The organism is Arthrobacter sp. SE2 (assembly GCF_058244265.1).
Window position 1 is genome coordinate 173517 of record NZ_JBZAYA010000004.1, and the last position, 13157, is coordinate 186673.

13 protein-coding genes are annotated in these 13157 nt (G+C 64.3%); 5 read left to right on the top strand and 8 right to left on the bottom strand.

Features of this window, described 5'->3' with window-relative positions; genetic code table 11:
• Window positions 1–208 precede the first annotated feature (208 nt).
• Window positions 209–1537 carry an isocitrate lyase gene (gene aceA, locus AC4CS3_RS07590; RefSeq protein WP_490782884.1) on the bottom strand — a complete coding sequence of 443 codons (1329 nt, stop codon included), beginning with the start codon at window positions 1535–1537 and terminating at the stop codon, window positions 209–211.
• Window positions 1538–1692: 155 nt separating this feature from the next.
• On the opposite strand from aceA, the gene AC4CS3_RS07595 reads away from it, so the two are divergent.
• Window positions 1693–3201 (top strand): helix-turn-helix domain-containing protein, encoded by a 1509-nt coding sequence (locus tag AC4CS3_RS07595; protein ID WP_490782885.1) that lies wholly within the window; start codon window positions 1693–1695, stop codon window positions 3199–3201.
• A 129-nt stretch (window positions 3202–3330) separates the two neighbouring features.
• Here AC4CS3_RS07595 and AC4CS3_RS07600 read toward each other — a convergent pair whose 3' ends face one another.
• The 3 genes from AC4CS3_RS07600 to AC4CS3_RS07610 are packed head-to-tail and all read right to left on the bottom strand — an operon-like array spanning window position 3331 to window position 4683.
• Window positions 3331–3921, bottom strand: coding sequence for a dihydrofolate reductase family protein (locus AC4CS3_RS07600; protein ID WP_490782886.1), 591 nt, complete (start codon window positions 3919–3921; stop codon window positions 3331–3333).
• A 38-nt stretch (window positions 3922–3959) separates the two neighbouring features.
• Window positions 3960–4493 carry a DUF6036 family nucleotidyltransferase gene (locus tag AC4CS3_RS07605; protein WP_490782887.1) on the bottom strand — a complete coding sequence of 178 codons (534 nt, stop codon included), beginning with the start codon at window positions 4491–4493 and terminating at the stop codon, window positions 3960–3962.
• Window positions 4494–4524: 31 nt separating this feature from the next.
• Window positions 4525–4683, bottom strand: coding sequence for a hypothetical protein (locus AC4CS3_RS07610; protein WP_490782888.1), 159 nt, complete (start codon window positions 4681–4683; stop codon window positions 4525–4527).
• Between the two features lie 568 nt (window positions 4684–5251).
• On the opposite strand from AC4CS3_RS07610, the gene AC4CS3_RS07615 reads away from it, so the two are divergent.
• The 4 genes from AC4CS3_RS07615 (at window position 5252) to AC4CS3_RS07630 (ending at window position 8939) form a co-directional block, all read left to right on the top strand.
• Entirely contained in the window at window positions 5252–5953 is a 702-nt protein-coding gene (locus AC4CS3_RS07615) for a queuosine precursor transporter (RefSeq protein ID WP_490782889.1), read from the top strand.
• Between the two features lie 121 nt (window positions 5954–6074).
• Window positions 6075–6761: an ABC transporter ATP-binding protein gene (locus AC4CS3_RS07620; protein WP_490782890.1), complete on the top strand. Its 687-nt coding sequence runs from the start codon at window positions 6075–6077 to the stop codon at window positions 6759–6761.
• Between the two features lie 2 nt (window positions 6762–6763).
• On the top strand, window positions 6764–8302 hold the full coding sequence (locus tag AC4CS3_RS07625; protein ID WP_490783049.1) for a DUF6297 family protein: 1539 nt from the start codon (window positions 6764–6766) through the stop codon (window positions 8300–8302).
• A gap of 391 nt (window positions 8303–8693) precedes the next feature.
• Window positions 8694–8939 carry a hypothetical protein gene (locus AC4CS3_RS07630; RefSeq protein WP_490782891.1) on the top strand — a complete coding sequence of 82 codons (246 nt, stop codon included), beginning with the start codon at window positions 8694–8696 and terminating at the stop codon, window positions 8937–8939.
• Between the two features lie 359 nt (window positions 8940–9298).
• Here the strand turns inward: AC4CS3_RS07630 and tgt are convergent, their stop codons facing one another.
• The 4 genes from tgt to AC4CS3_RS07650 form a co-directional block, all read right to left on the bottom strand.
• Window positions 9299–10633 (bottom strand): tRNA guanosine(34) transglycosylase Tgt, encoded by a 1335-nt coding sequence (gene tgt / locus AC4CS3_RS07635; protein WP_490783050.1) that lies wholly within the window; start codon window positions 10631–10633, stop codon window positions 9299–9301.
• A gap of 51 nt (window positions 10634–10684) precedes the next feature.
• Window positions 10685–11410 carry an SRPBCC family protein gene (locus tag AC4CS3_RS07640; RefSeq protein WP_490782892.1) on the bottom strand — a complete coding sequence of 242 codons (726 nt, stop codon included), beginning with the start codon at window positions 11408–11410 and terminating at the stop codon, window positions 10685–10687.
• 61 nt (window positions 11411–11471) lie between these two features.
• On the bottom strand, window positions 11472–12509 hold the full coding sequence (locus AC4CS3_RS07645; protein ID WP_490782893.1) for a DUF6707 family protein: 1038 nt from the start codon (window positions 12507–12509) through the stop codon (window positions 11472–11474).
• Window positions 12510–12598: 89 nt separating this feature from the next.
• Window positions 12599–13138 (bottom strand): NUDIX hydrolase family protein, encoded by a 540-nt coding sequence (locus AC4CS3_RS07650; RefSeq protein ID WP_059388553.1) that lies wholly within the window; start codon window positions 13136–13138, stop codon window positions 12599–12601.
• Between the last annotated feature and the right edge of the window lie 19 nt (window positions 13139–13157).

The window sequence follows — 13157 nt, forward strand, 5'->3', positions numbered from 1 at the left end:
TTGCCCGGCTGCCGGAAAGGCGCCTTACGCTCAAGGCCGGAGGGCCGGTATTGCGGCAGCCTGCGTAAAAGGGGCCCTGCGTCCCGGTCCGTCCTCGCTCAGCGAGGTCGAAACCGGGACGTGGGGAATAGCAGGCAGAGCATTGCCGGTCCGCAGGCCGGAGGCACCGCAGGCCGGAGGCGAGCAGCTCGCCGTCGAGCGGTGAGTTTTAGTGGAACTGGCCTTCTTCGGTGGATCCCACCAGGGCCAGGGTTGATGCGTTCGGGTTGAGCGCAGTTGCGATGTCATCGAAGTAGCCGGTGCCGACTTCGCGCTGGTGCTTGGTTGCGGTGTAGCCGCGGGACTCGGAGGCGAATTCCTTTTCCTGGAGTTCGACGTAGGCGCTCATGCCTTCGCGGGCGTAGCCGTGGGCGAGGTCGAACATCGAGTAGTTCAGGGCGTGGAAGCCGGCCAGGGTGATGAACTGGAAGGTGAAGCCCATGGCGCCGAGTTCGCGCTGGAACTTGGCGATGGTGGCGTCGTCCAGGTGCTTGCGCCAGTTGAACGACGGCGAGCAGTTGTAGGACAGCATCTGGTCCGGGAACTCGGCCTTGACGGACTCGGCGAACTTGCGGGCCAGCTCGAGGTCCGGGGTGCCCGTTTCCATCCAGATGAGGTCCGAATACGGTGCGTAGGCCTTGGCGCGGGCGATGCAGGGTTCGATGCCGTTGCGGACCTTGTAGAAGCCCTCCGCGGTGCGTTCGCCGGTGATGAATTCCTGGTCGCGCTCGTCGACGTCGGAGGTGATCAGGGTGGCTGCCTCGGCGTCGGTGCGGGCGATGATCACCGAAGGGGTGCCCGCGACGTCGGACGCGAGGCGGGCGGCGTTCAGGGTCCGGACGTGCTGCTGGGTGGGGATGAGCACCTTGCCGCCGAGGTGGCCGCACTTCTTCTCCGAAGCGAGCTGGTCTTCCCAGTGCACGCCCGAGGCGCCGGCCTGAATCATGGATTTCATGAGTTCGTAGGCGTTCAGCGGGCCGCCGAAGCCGGCTTCGGCGTCGGCGACGATCGGGACCAGCCAGTCCTCGACGGTCTGGATGCCCTCGGAGAATTCGATCTGGTCGGCGCGGAGCAGGGCGTTGTTGATGCGGCGGACCACCGTGGGGACAGAGTTCGCCGGGTACAGCGACTGGTCCGGGTAGGTGTGGCCGGAGTTGTTGGCGTCGGCGGCGACCTGCCAGCCGGAAAGGTAGATGGCCCGCAGCCCGGCCTTGACCTGCTGCACGGCCTGGTTGCCGGTCAGTGCGCCGAGGGCGTTGGTGTACTTGCCTTCCTTGTGCTCCTCGCTGAGCTGCTTCCACAGCTTCTCGGACCCGCGCCTGGCCAGGGTGTGTTCTTCGGAGACGCGGCCGCGGAGGCGGACGACGTCGGTGGCCGAGTAATCGCGGGTGACGCCTTCCCAACGCGGGTTGGCAGCCCATTCGAGCTCCAGTGCGGCGGCCTGCTCGGTTGCTGTCTGCTGAGCGGCGGGCTGTCCTGGTTCAAATGCTGCGGTCATTGTCTGTCTCCTTTGACGCTACTTTGGCGTGTTGCTGTGTATGTAGCCCCGGCCGGTCTTCGCTGCGCCTTTGCAGTCCAGGCCGACCGGGGTTTCCGTAGTTCTTACTTTTCAGTACTTCCAAGAGGCTTTCTAGAGGAAAACCATGGAAAGAAATGCACTTCTTCGCGTATCCTCAAGAAATGTCACCTGTGAGCTGGAACCGCGAAGTACCGCCGCCGTCGTCTGCCCCTGACGCCGAACTGGACGTCATCAGCCTTGGCCGCCGCGTGCGGTATCTGCGTAAGCAGGCCGGGCTGACCCTCGACGACGTGAGCGCCGCCGTCGGGACCGCCCCTAGCCAGCTGAGCCTCATTGAGAACGGCAAGCGGGAACCCAAGCTGGGTTTGTTGAAGCAACTCGCGGCCGCCTTGAATGTGGGGATCGACCAGCTGCTCGGAGCGGAACCGCCCAGCCGCCGCGCCGCCCTGGAAATCGAGCTGGAACGGTACCAGCGCGGGCCCCTGTACGAGTCGCTGAACCTGCCGAAAATCCGCGTCAGCGCGCGCCTTCCGCTCGATGTTCTCGAGTCGCAGATAGGTCTCCTGCAGGAGCTTGAGCGCAGGCTCAACGAGCAGGTCGCGACGCCGGAAGAGGCCCGCCGCGCGAACGGTGAACTGCGTGCCATGATGCGCGAGCGCGGCAACTATTTTCCGGAGTACGAAGCCGAAGCGCAGAAGGTCCTCAAAGGGGTTGGGTACACGACGGGTCCGTTGAGCCAGCACGTCATTGCAGACATCGCGGACCACCTCGGATTCACGCTCCACCACGTGGGCGACCTGCCCCATTCCACCCGCTCAGTGACCGATCTAAAGAATCACCGAATTTATCTCACACAGAGCCAACGGCAGGACCACGATCCCCGCTCGGTCCTCCTGCAGGCACTGGGTCACTACGTGCTCGGCCACGAAACGCCCAAGAACTACGGCGACTTCCTTGCGCAGCGCGTCGCGACCAACTACTTCGCCGCGGCGCTCCTCCTTCCCGAACACGCCACCCTGGAGTTCCTGCAGAAGGCGAAGGCCGCCAAAGAGATCGCGGTCGAGGACATCCGGGACGCCTTTGCCGTCTCCTACGAAACCGCGGCACACCGCTTCACCAACCTCGCCACGAAACACCTGGGCATCACCACGCACTTCCAGAAGACCCACCAGAGCGGCATCATCTACAAGGCCTACGAGAACGACGGCGTGGCCTTCCCCCAGGACCATACCGGCGCCATCGAGGGCCAACCGGCGTGCAAAGCGTGGACTTCGCGCGCCGTATTCGACGTTCCGGACAAGTTCAGCGCCTACAGCCAATACACCGACACCGTCTCCGGCACGTATTGGTGCACGGCCCGAACCGAGCGCTCGGCGGCGGGGGAGTTTTCGCTCAGCATCGGCGTGCCGTACCAGCACGTGAAGTGGTTCCGCGGAAGGGAGACGACGGCGCGGGCTACTTCGACGTGTCCGGACCCGAACTGCTGCAAGCGCCCGCCGGCGTCGTTGGCTTCATCCTGGGCAGGCAACGCCTGGCCGTCCGCCCGCGCCCACTCGCACCTCCTGGCCGCCATGCCTCCTGGTGCGTTCCCCGGCGTCGACGAGACCGAGGTGTACGCATTTCTGGAGGCGCACTCGGGGTAGTTTTTGTCCGGGGGCTTGGTGGACGTGTCACGCTACGCAAACTTTTTGGATTCCCGTGGGGTGAACCACCCCGGAATTCCGCGGCTTGGCCAATCGCACGACCCAAAAACCTGCGCCGCGTGACGCCGACTACTTGAGGACCGGATAGCTCAAGTGAGTGACGCCCACGCCCTCGACGACGGTCGGGTTGCCCAAAGTGACCGGCGCGTTCTCAAAGCGATCGAACAACCGGATACCGGATCCGAGCAGCAGCGGAACCAGGTCGACGCGAATCTCGTCGAGCAGGCCGGCGTCGAGGCACTGCCGAATGGTGTCCGGCCCGTGCATGACGACGATTTTGTCGCCGGCCGCGGCCTTTGCCTGCGCGACAGCGCTTTCCAGCCCGTCGGTGACGAAATGGACGGCGGAGTCGGAACGGGGCCACCCCTCGGGCATCCGATGAGTCACGACGTACGCGGGCACGCCGAACGGGTGCTGGCCGCCCCAGGCGTCGGCCCGGTCGGAGGTGCGTCTCCCGGTGAGCATCGCGCCCACATCGCCTATTAAGGCACGCAGGTATTGGGCACTCGCTTCAGAAACATGGAATGTGAAACCCGGGTTGAAGGTAGGGACGTCGACGTCGCCTGCGAAGTACCAGTCGAAGACCTCGTCGACGCCGTCCTCGAGATCCGCCACATAGCCGTCGAGGGACATCGACATGAACGCCACCACCTTGGTCATTACCTTGCTCCTTCGGTTTCGGACGGGTTTGGGCCGGGTCAGACGGACATGGCCCAAGACAAAGCCGCAGCGCGGCGAGGCTCGGAGGGGTCTATCAGCCTGATTCTGTCGACGAGCCGGACGCGGTCGATGAGGGATGACTCGATGAGTGCCAGAACGAACGCGTGGTCCTTGGGGCGTGCCGCAATGAGCTTCGCCGCGCAGAGATCGTAGGGATCCAGGCAGAGCCCCGTGCTGTTCCGGGTCCGCTCATTGCGCACACCGACAAGGCGGTATTCCCAGTCCTCCGGGAGCACAGCAGTCTCCCTTTCGGCTGCCTGGACATAGAACCCGAACTCCTTGTGGAAGGGTGACCACTCACCAAGGGCGGAGTCGAGGCTGTCAGCAAGCGTGCCGGCGTCGTCGTCGGAAAACGGGGCGATATCGACGGCATCCGACATGGTGATCGACGCAGGCAACTGGTCCTCCGTGAAGGATCCCAGAATTGACTGGCTGCCGATCACGATCACCCGGTCGCCGTGGATGATATCCGTAGCGGCCCGGATGGCGTGCTCGAGCTCATCGCGGCGCATGGCTGTACCGTACCCCCGCACCGGCCGATTGTCAGTAGCCGCCCCGCTGCCGCTCGCGCTCAGCCAGCAGCGTTGCTACTTTTTCGATGAGGTCATACGGCATCGGCTTCCCTAGGGGGAACTTCAATGTGCCCTTGGCCGCCCGGAATGGGGCGATTTCCCGCTCGAAGTCCTCGTCGCCGACGGGCACTGGATAGACGGAAATGTGGTGCTTCCACGCGGCGAAATAACACCACATAGTGGCCGTCGAGCGTGATGGTGGGGATACCGTAACTGATCCTGTCCCCGGCTCCGGGCACCGCTGCCAGGGCCCGCCGTCGGATCTCCTGAAGGATGGGTCGAACCTCGTCTGGACGCGACGCGATGTACTCGTCCACCGTGTCAAAGTGCTCCGCCATGCGCGTCCTCGTTCCGTTGCGTATCCCGCCGGTCAGCCCGTCTTGGACCAAGCTTGCCCTAGCCCGCGCCGCCCAGCCAGAGGAAGTCGAAGCCGTTCCGGGCGACTCCGACGCTCGCTCACGTATGTCGGGTTTTGGTGGGACGCCCGCTCGCTTATATGGGGTTTTGGCCGGACGCTCGCTCGCTTGGGGTGACGAGCGTCGTGGGCGGTGGCGAGTTTGCCTGACTATTCTCGATTCCTCGATGCGAGAATAGGGGAGGCTACGCAGTTTTGCTGGCGGGGCCACCACCAGTGCTAATACAGCGGGGCGCCGTGCTAATTCCGGCCGTCTGCGCGAACCACTATGAACGGACAAGCGATGACGTCAGTACCAGAATCCCAGACCCTGAGTAAACCCGCGCCGCGCTTCGCGTCGATAGGCTCCCCGTACTTTGGCATCATGCTCGCATGCATGGCCGTCGTGCTGATCCTGTCCAACATCGGCGCTGCCAAAGGCGTCGTCTTCGGTCCGATCATCACCGACGGCGGATTCTTCCTCTTCCCGCTTGCCTACATTCTTGGCGACGTGATGAGCGAGATCTATGGATTCAAAGTTGCCCGCAAAGCAATCATCACCTCGTTCGCACTGTCAGCATTCGCATCGCTCTGCTACTGGATCATCATCGCGCTGCCCGGCTTCAATGACGATTACGGCAACGCCAAGCAGGCTGCCATCGAAGGCGCACTGGGCCCGGTTCCCCAGATCGTCCTTGCTTCCCTTCTCGCGTTCCTGGCCGGCCAGACCATCAACTCCCTGATCCTGGTCAAGATGAAAGCCCGTTCGGGTGAGAGAACCCTCTGGGCTCGACTCATGGGTTCGTCCGGGGTGGGCGAATTCGTGGACACGCTCATCTTCTGCAGCATCGCGGCCTCGGTCATTGGCATCACGGACTTCGGAAGCTTCGTCAACTATGTGCTGGTTGGCTTCGTATACAAGGTCGGCGTCCAATACATCCTCGTTCCCGTGACGTCGCTGGTCATTGGCTGGATCAAGAAGCGCGAGCCAAGCTACTGGGCCTGAGCAGGAAATCGGCCCGGGACGCCATATATGTGAGCGGGCGTCGGCCTGGGAAGCCGTTTATGTGAGCGGGCGTTGGCCGTCGGCTCAGGGGAACCGCAGGGAAGTCCGGTAGTTTCAGAGGATGAAGCTGGGAAACGCCGTGCTCACGGCCGAGAATCTTGTTGCAGGCTATGGCGAGCATGCAGTGTGCGGGCCGCTCGACGTCGAGGTTTTCTCCGGGCAAGTGCTCGGGATGGTGGGCGAAAACGGTGCCGGCAAGTCCACTCTGCTGCGGACGATGATAGGCGCGCAGGCCGCCATTGGGGGCGATGCCCACGTTCTTGGCTTGATGCCGGACGACCGCTCGGCCCTCTTTCGCAGCAAGGTCTCGGTTCTGCTGGACGAGGATGCCTACTTTGATTCACTCACGGTCCGCGAGCACCTTTCCTTGGTGGCCCGGGGGCATGGCCTCGCCAACCCCGATGCTGCCGTGGAGGGAGAGATCGACTTCTTCGAGCTCCAAACGGTGGCGGATGCGTTTCCCGATCAGCTTTCCTCGGGACAGCGCCGCAAGCTCCTGCTGGCCTCGGCATTCATCCGCCCCTTCGAGCTGCTGGTCCTGGACGAACCGGAGCAGCGGCTCGATACCCGCATGCGCGGCCTGCTCGCGCAGCGGATCGCCAGAACTGCCAAGAAGAGTGCCGCCGTCGTCATGGTCACTCACGATGCGGACGTCGCCCAGACCGCGTGTACCAGAGCGGTAATAGTCGACGACGGCGGGGCGCGCGTGGTTAGCACCGACGAGGCTGTGGCGAGGATTCGCCGGTGAGCATGTCCACTGGTGCCGTAGCGCAGCCGGAGTTCGTCGACTTCGACCCCGAGCGTGCAACGCGGAACGTCATTCGCCCGCGCGGCCAATCCTTGCTTTCCAGGCTCAACGAGCTATACATCCAGTTCCTGACTTTCGGAGTCGGCCTCATCTATGCGACAGGCCTCCTCAATGGACTCACTGCCGCGGCGGAGCACGGTTTCGGAGGCCATCTGATTTCAGCCGGCTACGGTATCGTCCCTGTTGAATACGGCCTAGTGGCCGGGTTCGGACTTTTGGGCTTGGCTGCCTATTGGGTGGCCGGCAGGCTCGGTCCACTGGGCATCACGGCGAATCAGCGGCACTGGTGGTACTCGCTGGCTATCAACCGCGAGCCGCTTCTAGCCCGAGGCCTGCGCCGCGCAGTCTGGGCTGCCGCCGTCGTCGGGGCCCTCACAACCATTCCGGTAGCAGTCATCAGCGGCTCGAACGCGGTGGTGTTTGCCGGACGGGTCCTGGCGGGGGCTTTGACAGGCGCGGCTATTCTCGCGCTGGCCGCGTTTGCCCAGACCCGCTTGGCAGCGCCGGCCCGGCCCCAGAGACCGGCCCAGAGGCCGGCGCGGCCGCAAGGCCGGGCAACCTCGTGGCTGTTGGCTGCCGCTTCGGCCGCAATCGGAGCAATGCTTTTCGGGACGCTGCAAGGAAACTGGATCTTCGCCGTCGCCCCTGCAATCGCTTTGATTGCCGCGGCGCTCGGCATGCGAAACAAGCTCTCCAGCGTCCGCACGACATCGCTGCTCAAGGCAGGGTCCGCGAGGGGACATGTCCAGGCTGCGCTCACACTAATGGACACGGGGGAGCTCAGTGCCTCGCTTTCCAGCGGCGGCAAACGGAGCCGGGTGAAGCTCCCGGGGATGCCGCGCACGGCAGCGGGCGCGCTCTTCCACGCGGAGGCAACCGTGCTCGCCCGGCAGCCCGGCCGGCTGTGGCGCTGGGGGCTGGGTCTCGCCGTCGTTCCCTTGACCGGGCTGGTCCGGACGTTCGATTCACCTATCATCCTGCTTCCTGTGCTGCTTGCCGCGGCGATCTTCTCTTCCACCGCGGCGGCCGGGCCGCTTTGGCAATTGCGCATGGCTCCCAGCCTCGATGCCCTCCTCCCCATTTCCAGGACGGCCTCGCGCTGGGTCCACGTCGCGCTGCCGGTCATGCTGATGGGGTTGTGGACGACGGCGGCTGCCGGATTCTTCGTGCTGGCGGGCGGCTTCCGGGTGGAGCTTCTCGTCCTAGGCGCGGCGGCGGGCGGTGGTTTGGGCGCGGGGATGTTGCGACGAGCCTTCCGCCAGCAGGAAGACTTGACCAAGCTGGTGTACCTGATGCAGCTTGGACGGAGCGGACCGGCCATGCTGGGAACCAGGATCCGAGGCTACGTTCTGTGCCTCTTCGCCTTGGTCCCTTTGGCTTTGGGCATGCTGTTCAACGCCCCAGAGCTGCTGGTGACGCCCGCCGTCGTGCTCAATGTGGTGCTCCTGGTGATCGGCGTGACGACGGCCGACCGCCCCTGACGGTCTCCCGGGCGCGAGCTCGCTGGAACGGCGCCGCTCCTGGAAAATCACTTCGGCTGTTGGCTTGAAATCGAAGTACTTGACCTCGCCGTCGAATTCCAACGCGACCTTTGCCTCCCGCCAGGCAAGGTCGAGCCGATGCCGGCCTGCCCGGCTTTGCACCTCAACCTGCGGTTCGGGCACCGGCAACTTCAGCCGGGAGATGAGTTCGCGGCACAAGGTTTCGCCCGCCGACTCGGATCGTGGATCAGCGTTGACCAGGGCCATTCGAAGGTTCCTGACGCCGCGTCGGCCATCCAATGCGTCGGCCATGGCCTGCAATAGCGTGCGATCAGCGCCAAGCCTGAGCGCATGGTCCATGATCACCAGCGCCTGCTTGTAGCTGAGCAGCATGGCACAATCCACCACTGTCCGCTCCAGGGACGTGACCCGCAAGTTCCTGATTGTCACAACGTCCGTCTCGTCGAAAGGCCTGGTGTGTCCGCGGACGTCCTTGCCAAGGCGCTCGCTCGACGGCCGGACCCGCAGCAGTATGTGGATGACGCCGTCGACATTCCAGAGGAAGAGGCGGTGCAGCCGCGCCGCCGAGGTGTGGCTATACACGAAGTCTCCCGTCGACGTCGTGAGCGTTCCATGAGCATGTGCGTAGATCAGTTGCGTGCTTCGGAGCCAAGCGGATTGCTTCTCCCAGAGCGCGGCCCGGATGTAGCAGCCGTACCGTAGCCGGACAAGCTTGCCGCGACGCACGAAGAGCTGGATTGCGCGGGAATTGAGCCCATGTGCGTGGAGTTGATCTGTGCGCCAAAGGTTTCCCCTCTCCGGGAGCGAAGGTGACTTGGAAGGCGTCATTGATCCAGCCTCGCTGGAGGCCGGGGCCCGCGGAAGCCGCTTGGTCGGCTATGTGGAAAACGTGGGGTCGCCGGAACGGTGCCGGGTCGCCCGGAGGCTCCGGCGAACCGGCACCGTTCCGGCGAGCCCGGCGAGTTCGGCAGGAAGCTACGAGTAGTACCTCCCCAAGGTCTCGGCCTTGAACTCGAAGAAATCCCCGGATTCGATCGCCAGACGGGCATCGTCCACCATCTTCACCACGAAGCGCTCGTTGTGGATGGAGATCAGCGTGTGCGAAACCATCTCATGCGCCTTGTACAGGTGGTGGATGTACGCCCGGGAATAGTTTGCGCAGGTGTAGCAGTCGCAACCATCCTGCAAGGGTCCGAAATCCGATTTGTAGCGTGCCCCGGACAGGTTGTACCGTCCGGACGGAGTGTAAAACGCCGAGTTGCGGGCCACTCGGGTGGGGGAGACGCAATCGAAGGTGTCGGCGCCGTTTTCGATGGCTGTGAAGATGTCATCCGGCTCGGAGATGCCCAGGAGATGCCGTGGCTTGTTCTCGGGAAGTTCCTCGTTGCACCACCGCACAATGGTGCCGAGGTTCTCCTTCTCCAAGGCACCGCCGATGCCGAAACCATCGAAGGGCATCCCGCCAAGATCCCGGCAGGCCTTGCGGCGGAGGTCCTCGTACTGCGCACCCTGGATGACGCCGAATAGGGCTTGGTAGGGTTTGCCCACCCGGGAAGCCGTCAGCCGCTCATGCTCCACCACACAGCGCTCGGCCCAGCGACGCGTCCGCTCCAGGGATTCCTCCTGGTAGGCACGGGAATTCTGCAGTGTGGTCAGCTCGTCGAAGGCGAACATGATGTCGGCACCGATCTGGTGCTGCACCCGCATGGAGATTTCCGGCGAGAAACGGTGCCGGTCCCCGTTCAAGTGCGACTTGAACCAGACGCCGTCCTCGTCCACGTGGGCCAGCCGCTCCTTGCCCGGGGCCACAGCGTCGTCAGGCCCGGACACATCCACGGAGGTCATGTCGATGACCTTCTTGAACCCCGAGCCGAGGCTCATCACCTGGAATCCACCAGAGTCCGTGAACGTTGGCCCGTCCCAGTTCATGAACGCGCCGAGTCCGCCCGCCGCGTCCAGAATCTCCGGCCCCGGCTGGAGGTACAGGTGGTAGGCGTTGGCCAGTAAGGCCTGCGCGCCGAGCTCCTTCATGGATTCGGGCAGCACTGCTTTGACCGTGGCTTTGGTCCCGACGGCGATGAACGCGGGCGTCTGGATCTGGCCGTGCGGTGTGGTGATGGTTCCGGTGCGGCCCAGGAACTCCCGGCGCTTGCCGCCGCCGGAGCGGCTGTCGCCGTCGGCGTTCAAAAGGCCCGACGACGGCGGGCGCGTTTCGCTGAGCCGCGCACCTACCTCGAAGGAAAATGCGGATTGCTGGGCAGCCCCGAGCGCGGAAGGATCGGACTTGGCGTTAGACCCGGAAGCAGGCAGTGAAGAATCGGCTGGCACCGTTACAGTCTGCCAGCCCCGGAGCGTGAATCGTCAGTGCGAATGCACCTCTGTGGGGTAGTTCTCAGCCTTCCAGCCGTCCCAGCGGGAGCGGATCGAGTCGAGGCTCGCGGCACCCAGGTCGTAGGTCGAAGCGATCACGATAGTGCCGCCGTCGGGCCTCTTCTCCGGAATCACGGGCTGGTCTGCCACAATCAGCAGCCCGTCCCCGTGTTCCGCATAACCGTGCACGGTGAGGCCCACCTGGTGGTTGCTCCGGAACCAGACCTTGCCGGACAGGGCCTCGCCCGTGGGGAGCATGAGCGAGTATTCCTCCCCGGGAGCCGGGACGTCGGCCAGGCCAAGTTTCTGGATTCCGGAGCCGCTACCGCCGGGCAGGGAGACAAAATGCGTACGCCGGTGCCCGTGTGGATGGCGTTCCAGAGCGAATCGGAGCTGGTGCAGGAAGGTCAGCCAGCCTTGGGTGATGTCCTCGTCCCACGCGGCCCATTCGGAATCGTGGTCCAAGGCGGCCCGCGTCACGCGGACTTCGGTGCCTCCGCTGACCGGTGTGAGTTCGAAGACGTCTCCGCCGTTCACGGTGAGGCTTGTGTGGTCAGGCCCCTCGACCACGGCGGTGCTGAAGTAGATTTGGTTGATCTCGTCGCCAAGCTCATCGGCCTCCCAGCCGTGCCATTGAGCCACGAGCGACGGTTCGCGCAGCGAAGTCCAAACTTGCTGCGCGTCGGCATTAACAACAACGCTCAGATTGTTCGTCATGGCCCGAATCTACCGCCGTTGGAGCGAACGCGACAGGTCTTGCGGAATCCTCCGATAGCGCCTAAGCCCGCACGGCCTCGAGTTCGTTCGCGATCCGGTGATCGAGTTCCCCGACGCCAAGGGTGTTCGAGCCGCCGTGCGAGCGCAGGAACAACAGGGTTTCGAGCCGGAGCAGCCGCCATTCACGCTCGGCGTCGCGATTGCCGTTGTCGATGGAGCGGAAGATTTCCTTGTCGTACAGGTTCGGTTCGTTGAGCCCGCGCTGCCGGACCTTGGCGGCGATCCGGGCCTTGAACGGGTCTGTCTCGATGGTGTCGGGGGCTTGCAGGAGTTGATCGTAGACTTCCGCACGTTCCGTTTGGCCGAGCTCGCGGCAAATGAAGCTGGAAAGCGCGAGGGAACGCTCAACGGACATCCACCGGTCGCGGTTTCCGTCGTAGGGGATCACGTTGAGAATATCGGCCACCGCGAGGGCATGGTCCGGATCCCGCAGCTCGATGAAAAGATCGTGGGCCAGGTCGCTCAGATCCCGCAGGCAGCTTCCCGACTTCGTGTTGATGCCCTTCACGAGGCGTTCGCTCAGCACCGCGACGCCGTTCCTGCCGGGGTGCGCTTCGGCAGCGGCTGCCACGACGTCCTCGGGCGAGTCTGTCGGTTCGGGGATCAGCGCGAGCCGCGCGGGATCCGACGCCGCCGAGGCCGTCGATCCGCTCACAGTCGGTGCCACAGCGGGCAAAGGAGGTACGACGACGGCGGGAACGGCTTCCGCGGGTGAGTCACCGGCGACGGGGGTAACGGCGTCGGGCTCGCCGCCGGAAACCGGCTCCGCCAGCAGGGCCGGCTCTTCGGCGAGCGTGTCGTCGTCGGGAACGACAGCTGCTTCGCCCACCGGGACGCTGGACCCGATCGCGATCCGCACTTTTCCGCCGTCGAGCGTGGTCACCAGAATGAGTGCGGGCACGCCAAAGTCGTCGTGTTCGAGCTCGATGTGCGTGATTTCCTCCGCGGGACCATCCCCAGGGAGGAACAGGTAGTCCCCGATTTGCAGGGCCCCAGCCTGCTTTTCACGGTACTGCTGGTCGGCCGGGCTGTGAGTCATCGGAAGTCCTTTGGTTCTCTTGGGGTCCGCCCAACAGTCTATAAAACCCACCCAACAAATCGGGGAGGTGGCTACTGCCCGCGCTGCCGCTACTGTCCGACGCCGGCAAAAGCCAAGGCCTGGCGTACCAGATTGCCTCGACCGCCGCTGAATTCCTGCTGGACGTCGTCGCTGAGGATTTCCTGCGGAGTCATCCACGTCAGCTCGAGGGCGTCCTGGCGCGGTTCGCACTCGCCGGTCACGGGGATGACATAGACGAGGGACACTGCGTGCTGGCGGTCGTCCGTGAAGCCGGTCTGCGACGGCGCCGGGAAGTATTCGGCCACCGTGAACGGCACGGGACTGACGGGCAACTGGGGGAAGGCCAGCGGCCCGAGGTCCTTTTCCATGTGCCGCAACAGCGCGGCACGGATGGTTTCGCGGTACAGCACGCGGCCGGACACGAAGGATCGGACCATGGTGCCGTCGGCGTCGCCCTGGAGCAGGGTACCTACCTCGTTGACGAATCCGAGTGGATCCAGACGCACGGGAACCGCCTCCACGTAAACCATCGGGAGGCGGCCGCGGGCTTCGAAGAGGTCTTCATCGGAAAGCCAGCCGGAGTACGGGTCAGGGGTACGAACACTCATGGTTAAGTTCTACCTCATC

Excerpts from the sequence above, each read along its gene's own strand:
- AC4CS3_RS07605 (WP_490782887.1), bottom strand. The coding sequence starts at position 4,493 with ATGCGCCGCGATGAGCTCGAGCACGCCATCCGGGCCGCTACGGATATC.
- AC4CS3_RS07615 (WP_490782889.1), top strand. The coding sequence starts at position 5,252 with ATGACGTCAGTACCAGAATCCCAGACCCTGAGTAAACCCGCGCCGCGC.
- aceA (WP_490782884.1), bottom strand. The coding sequence starts at position 1,537 with ATGACCGCAGCATTTGAACCAGGACAGCCCGCCGCTCAGCAGACAGCA.
- AC4CS3_RS07645 (WP_490782893.1), bottom strand. The coding sequence starts at position 12,509 with ATGACTCACAGCCCGGCCGACCAGCAGTACCGTGAAAAGCAGGCTGGG.
- AC4CS3_RS07650 (WP_059388553.1), bottom strand. The coding sequence starts at position 13,138 with ATGAGTGTTCGTACCCCTGACCCGTACTCCGGCTGGCTTTCCGATGAA.
- AC4CS3_RS07595 (WP_490782885.1), top strand. The coding sequence starts at position 1,693 with ATGCACTTCTTCGCGTATCCTCAAGAAATGTCACCTGTGAGCTGGAAC.
- AC4CS3_RS07630 (WP_490782891.1), top strand. The coding sequence starts at position 8,694 with ATGGCACAATCCACCACTGTCCGCTCCAGGGACGTGACCCGCAAGTTC.
- AC4CS3_RS07625 (WP_490783049.1), top strand. The coding sequence starts at position 6,764 with ATGTCCACTGGTGCCGTAGCGCAGCCGGAGTTCGTCGACTTCGACCCC.
- AC4CS3_RS07600 (WP_490782886.1), bottom strand. The coding sequence starts at position 3,921 with ATGACCAAGGTGGTGGCGTTCATGTCGATGTCCCTCGACGGCTATGTG.
- AC4CS3_RS07620 (WP_490782890.1), top strand. The coding sequence starts at position 6,075 with ATGAAGCTGGGAAACGCCGTGCTCACGGCCGAGAATCTTGTTGCAGGC.
- AC4CS3_RS07640 (WP_490782892.1), bottom strand. The coding sequence starts at position 11,410 with ATGACGAACAATCTGAGCGTTGTTGTTAATGCCGACGCGCAGCAAGTT.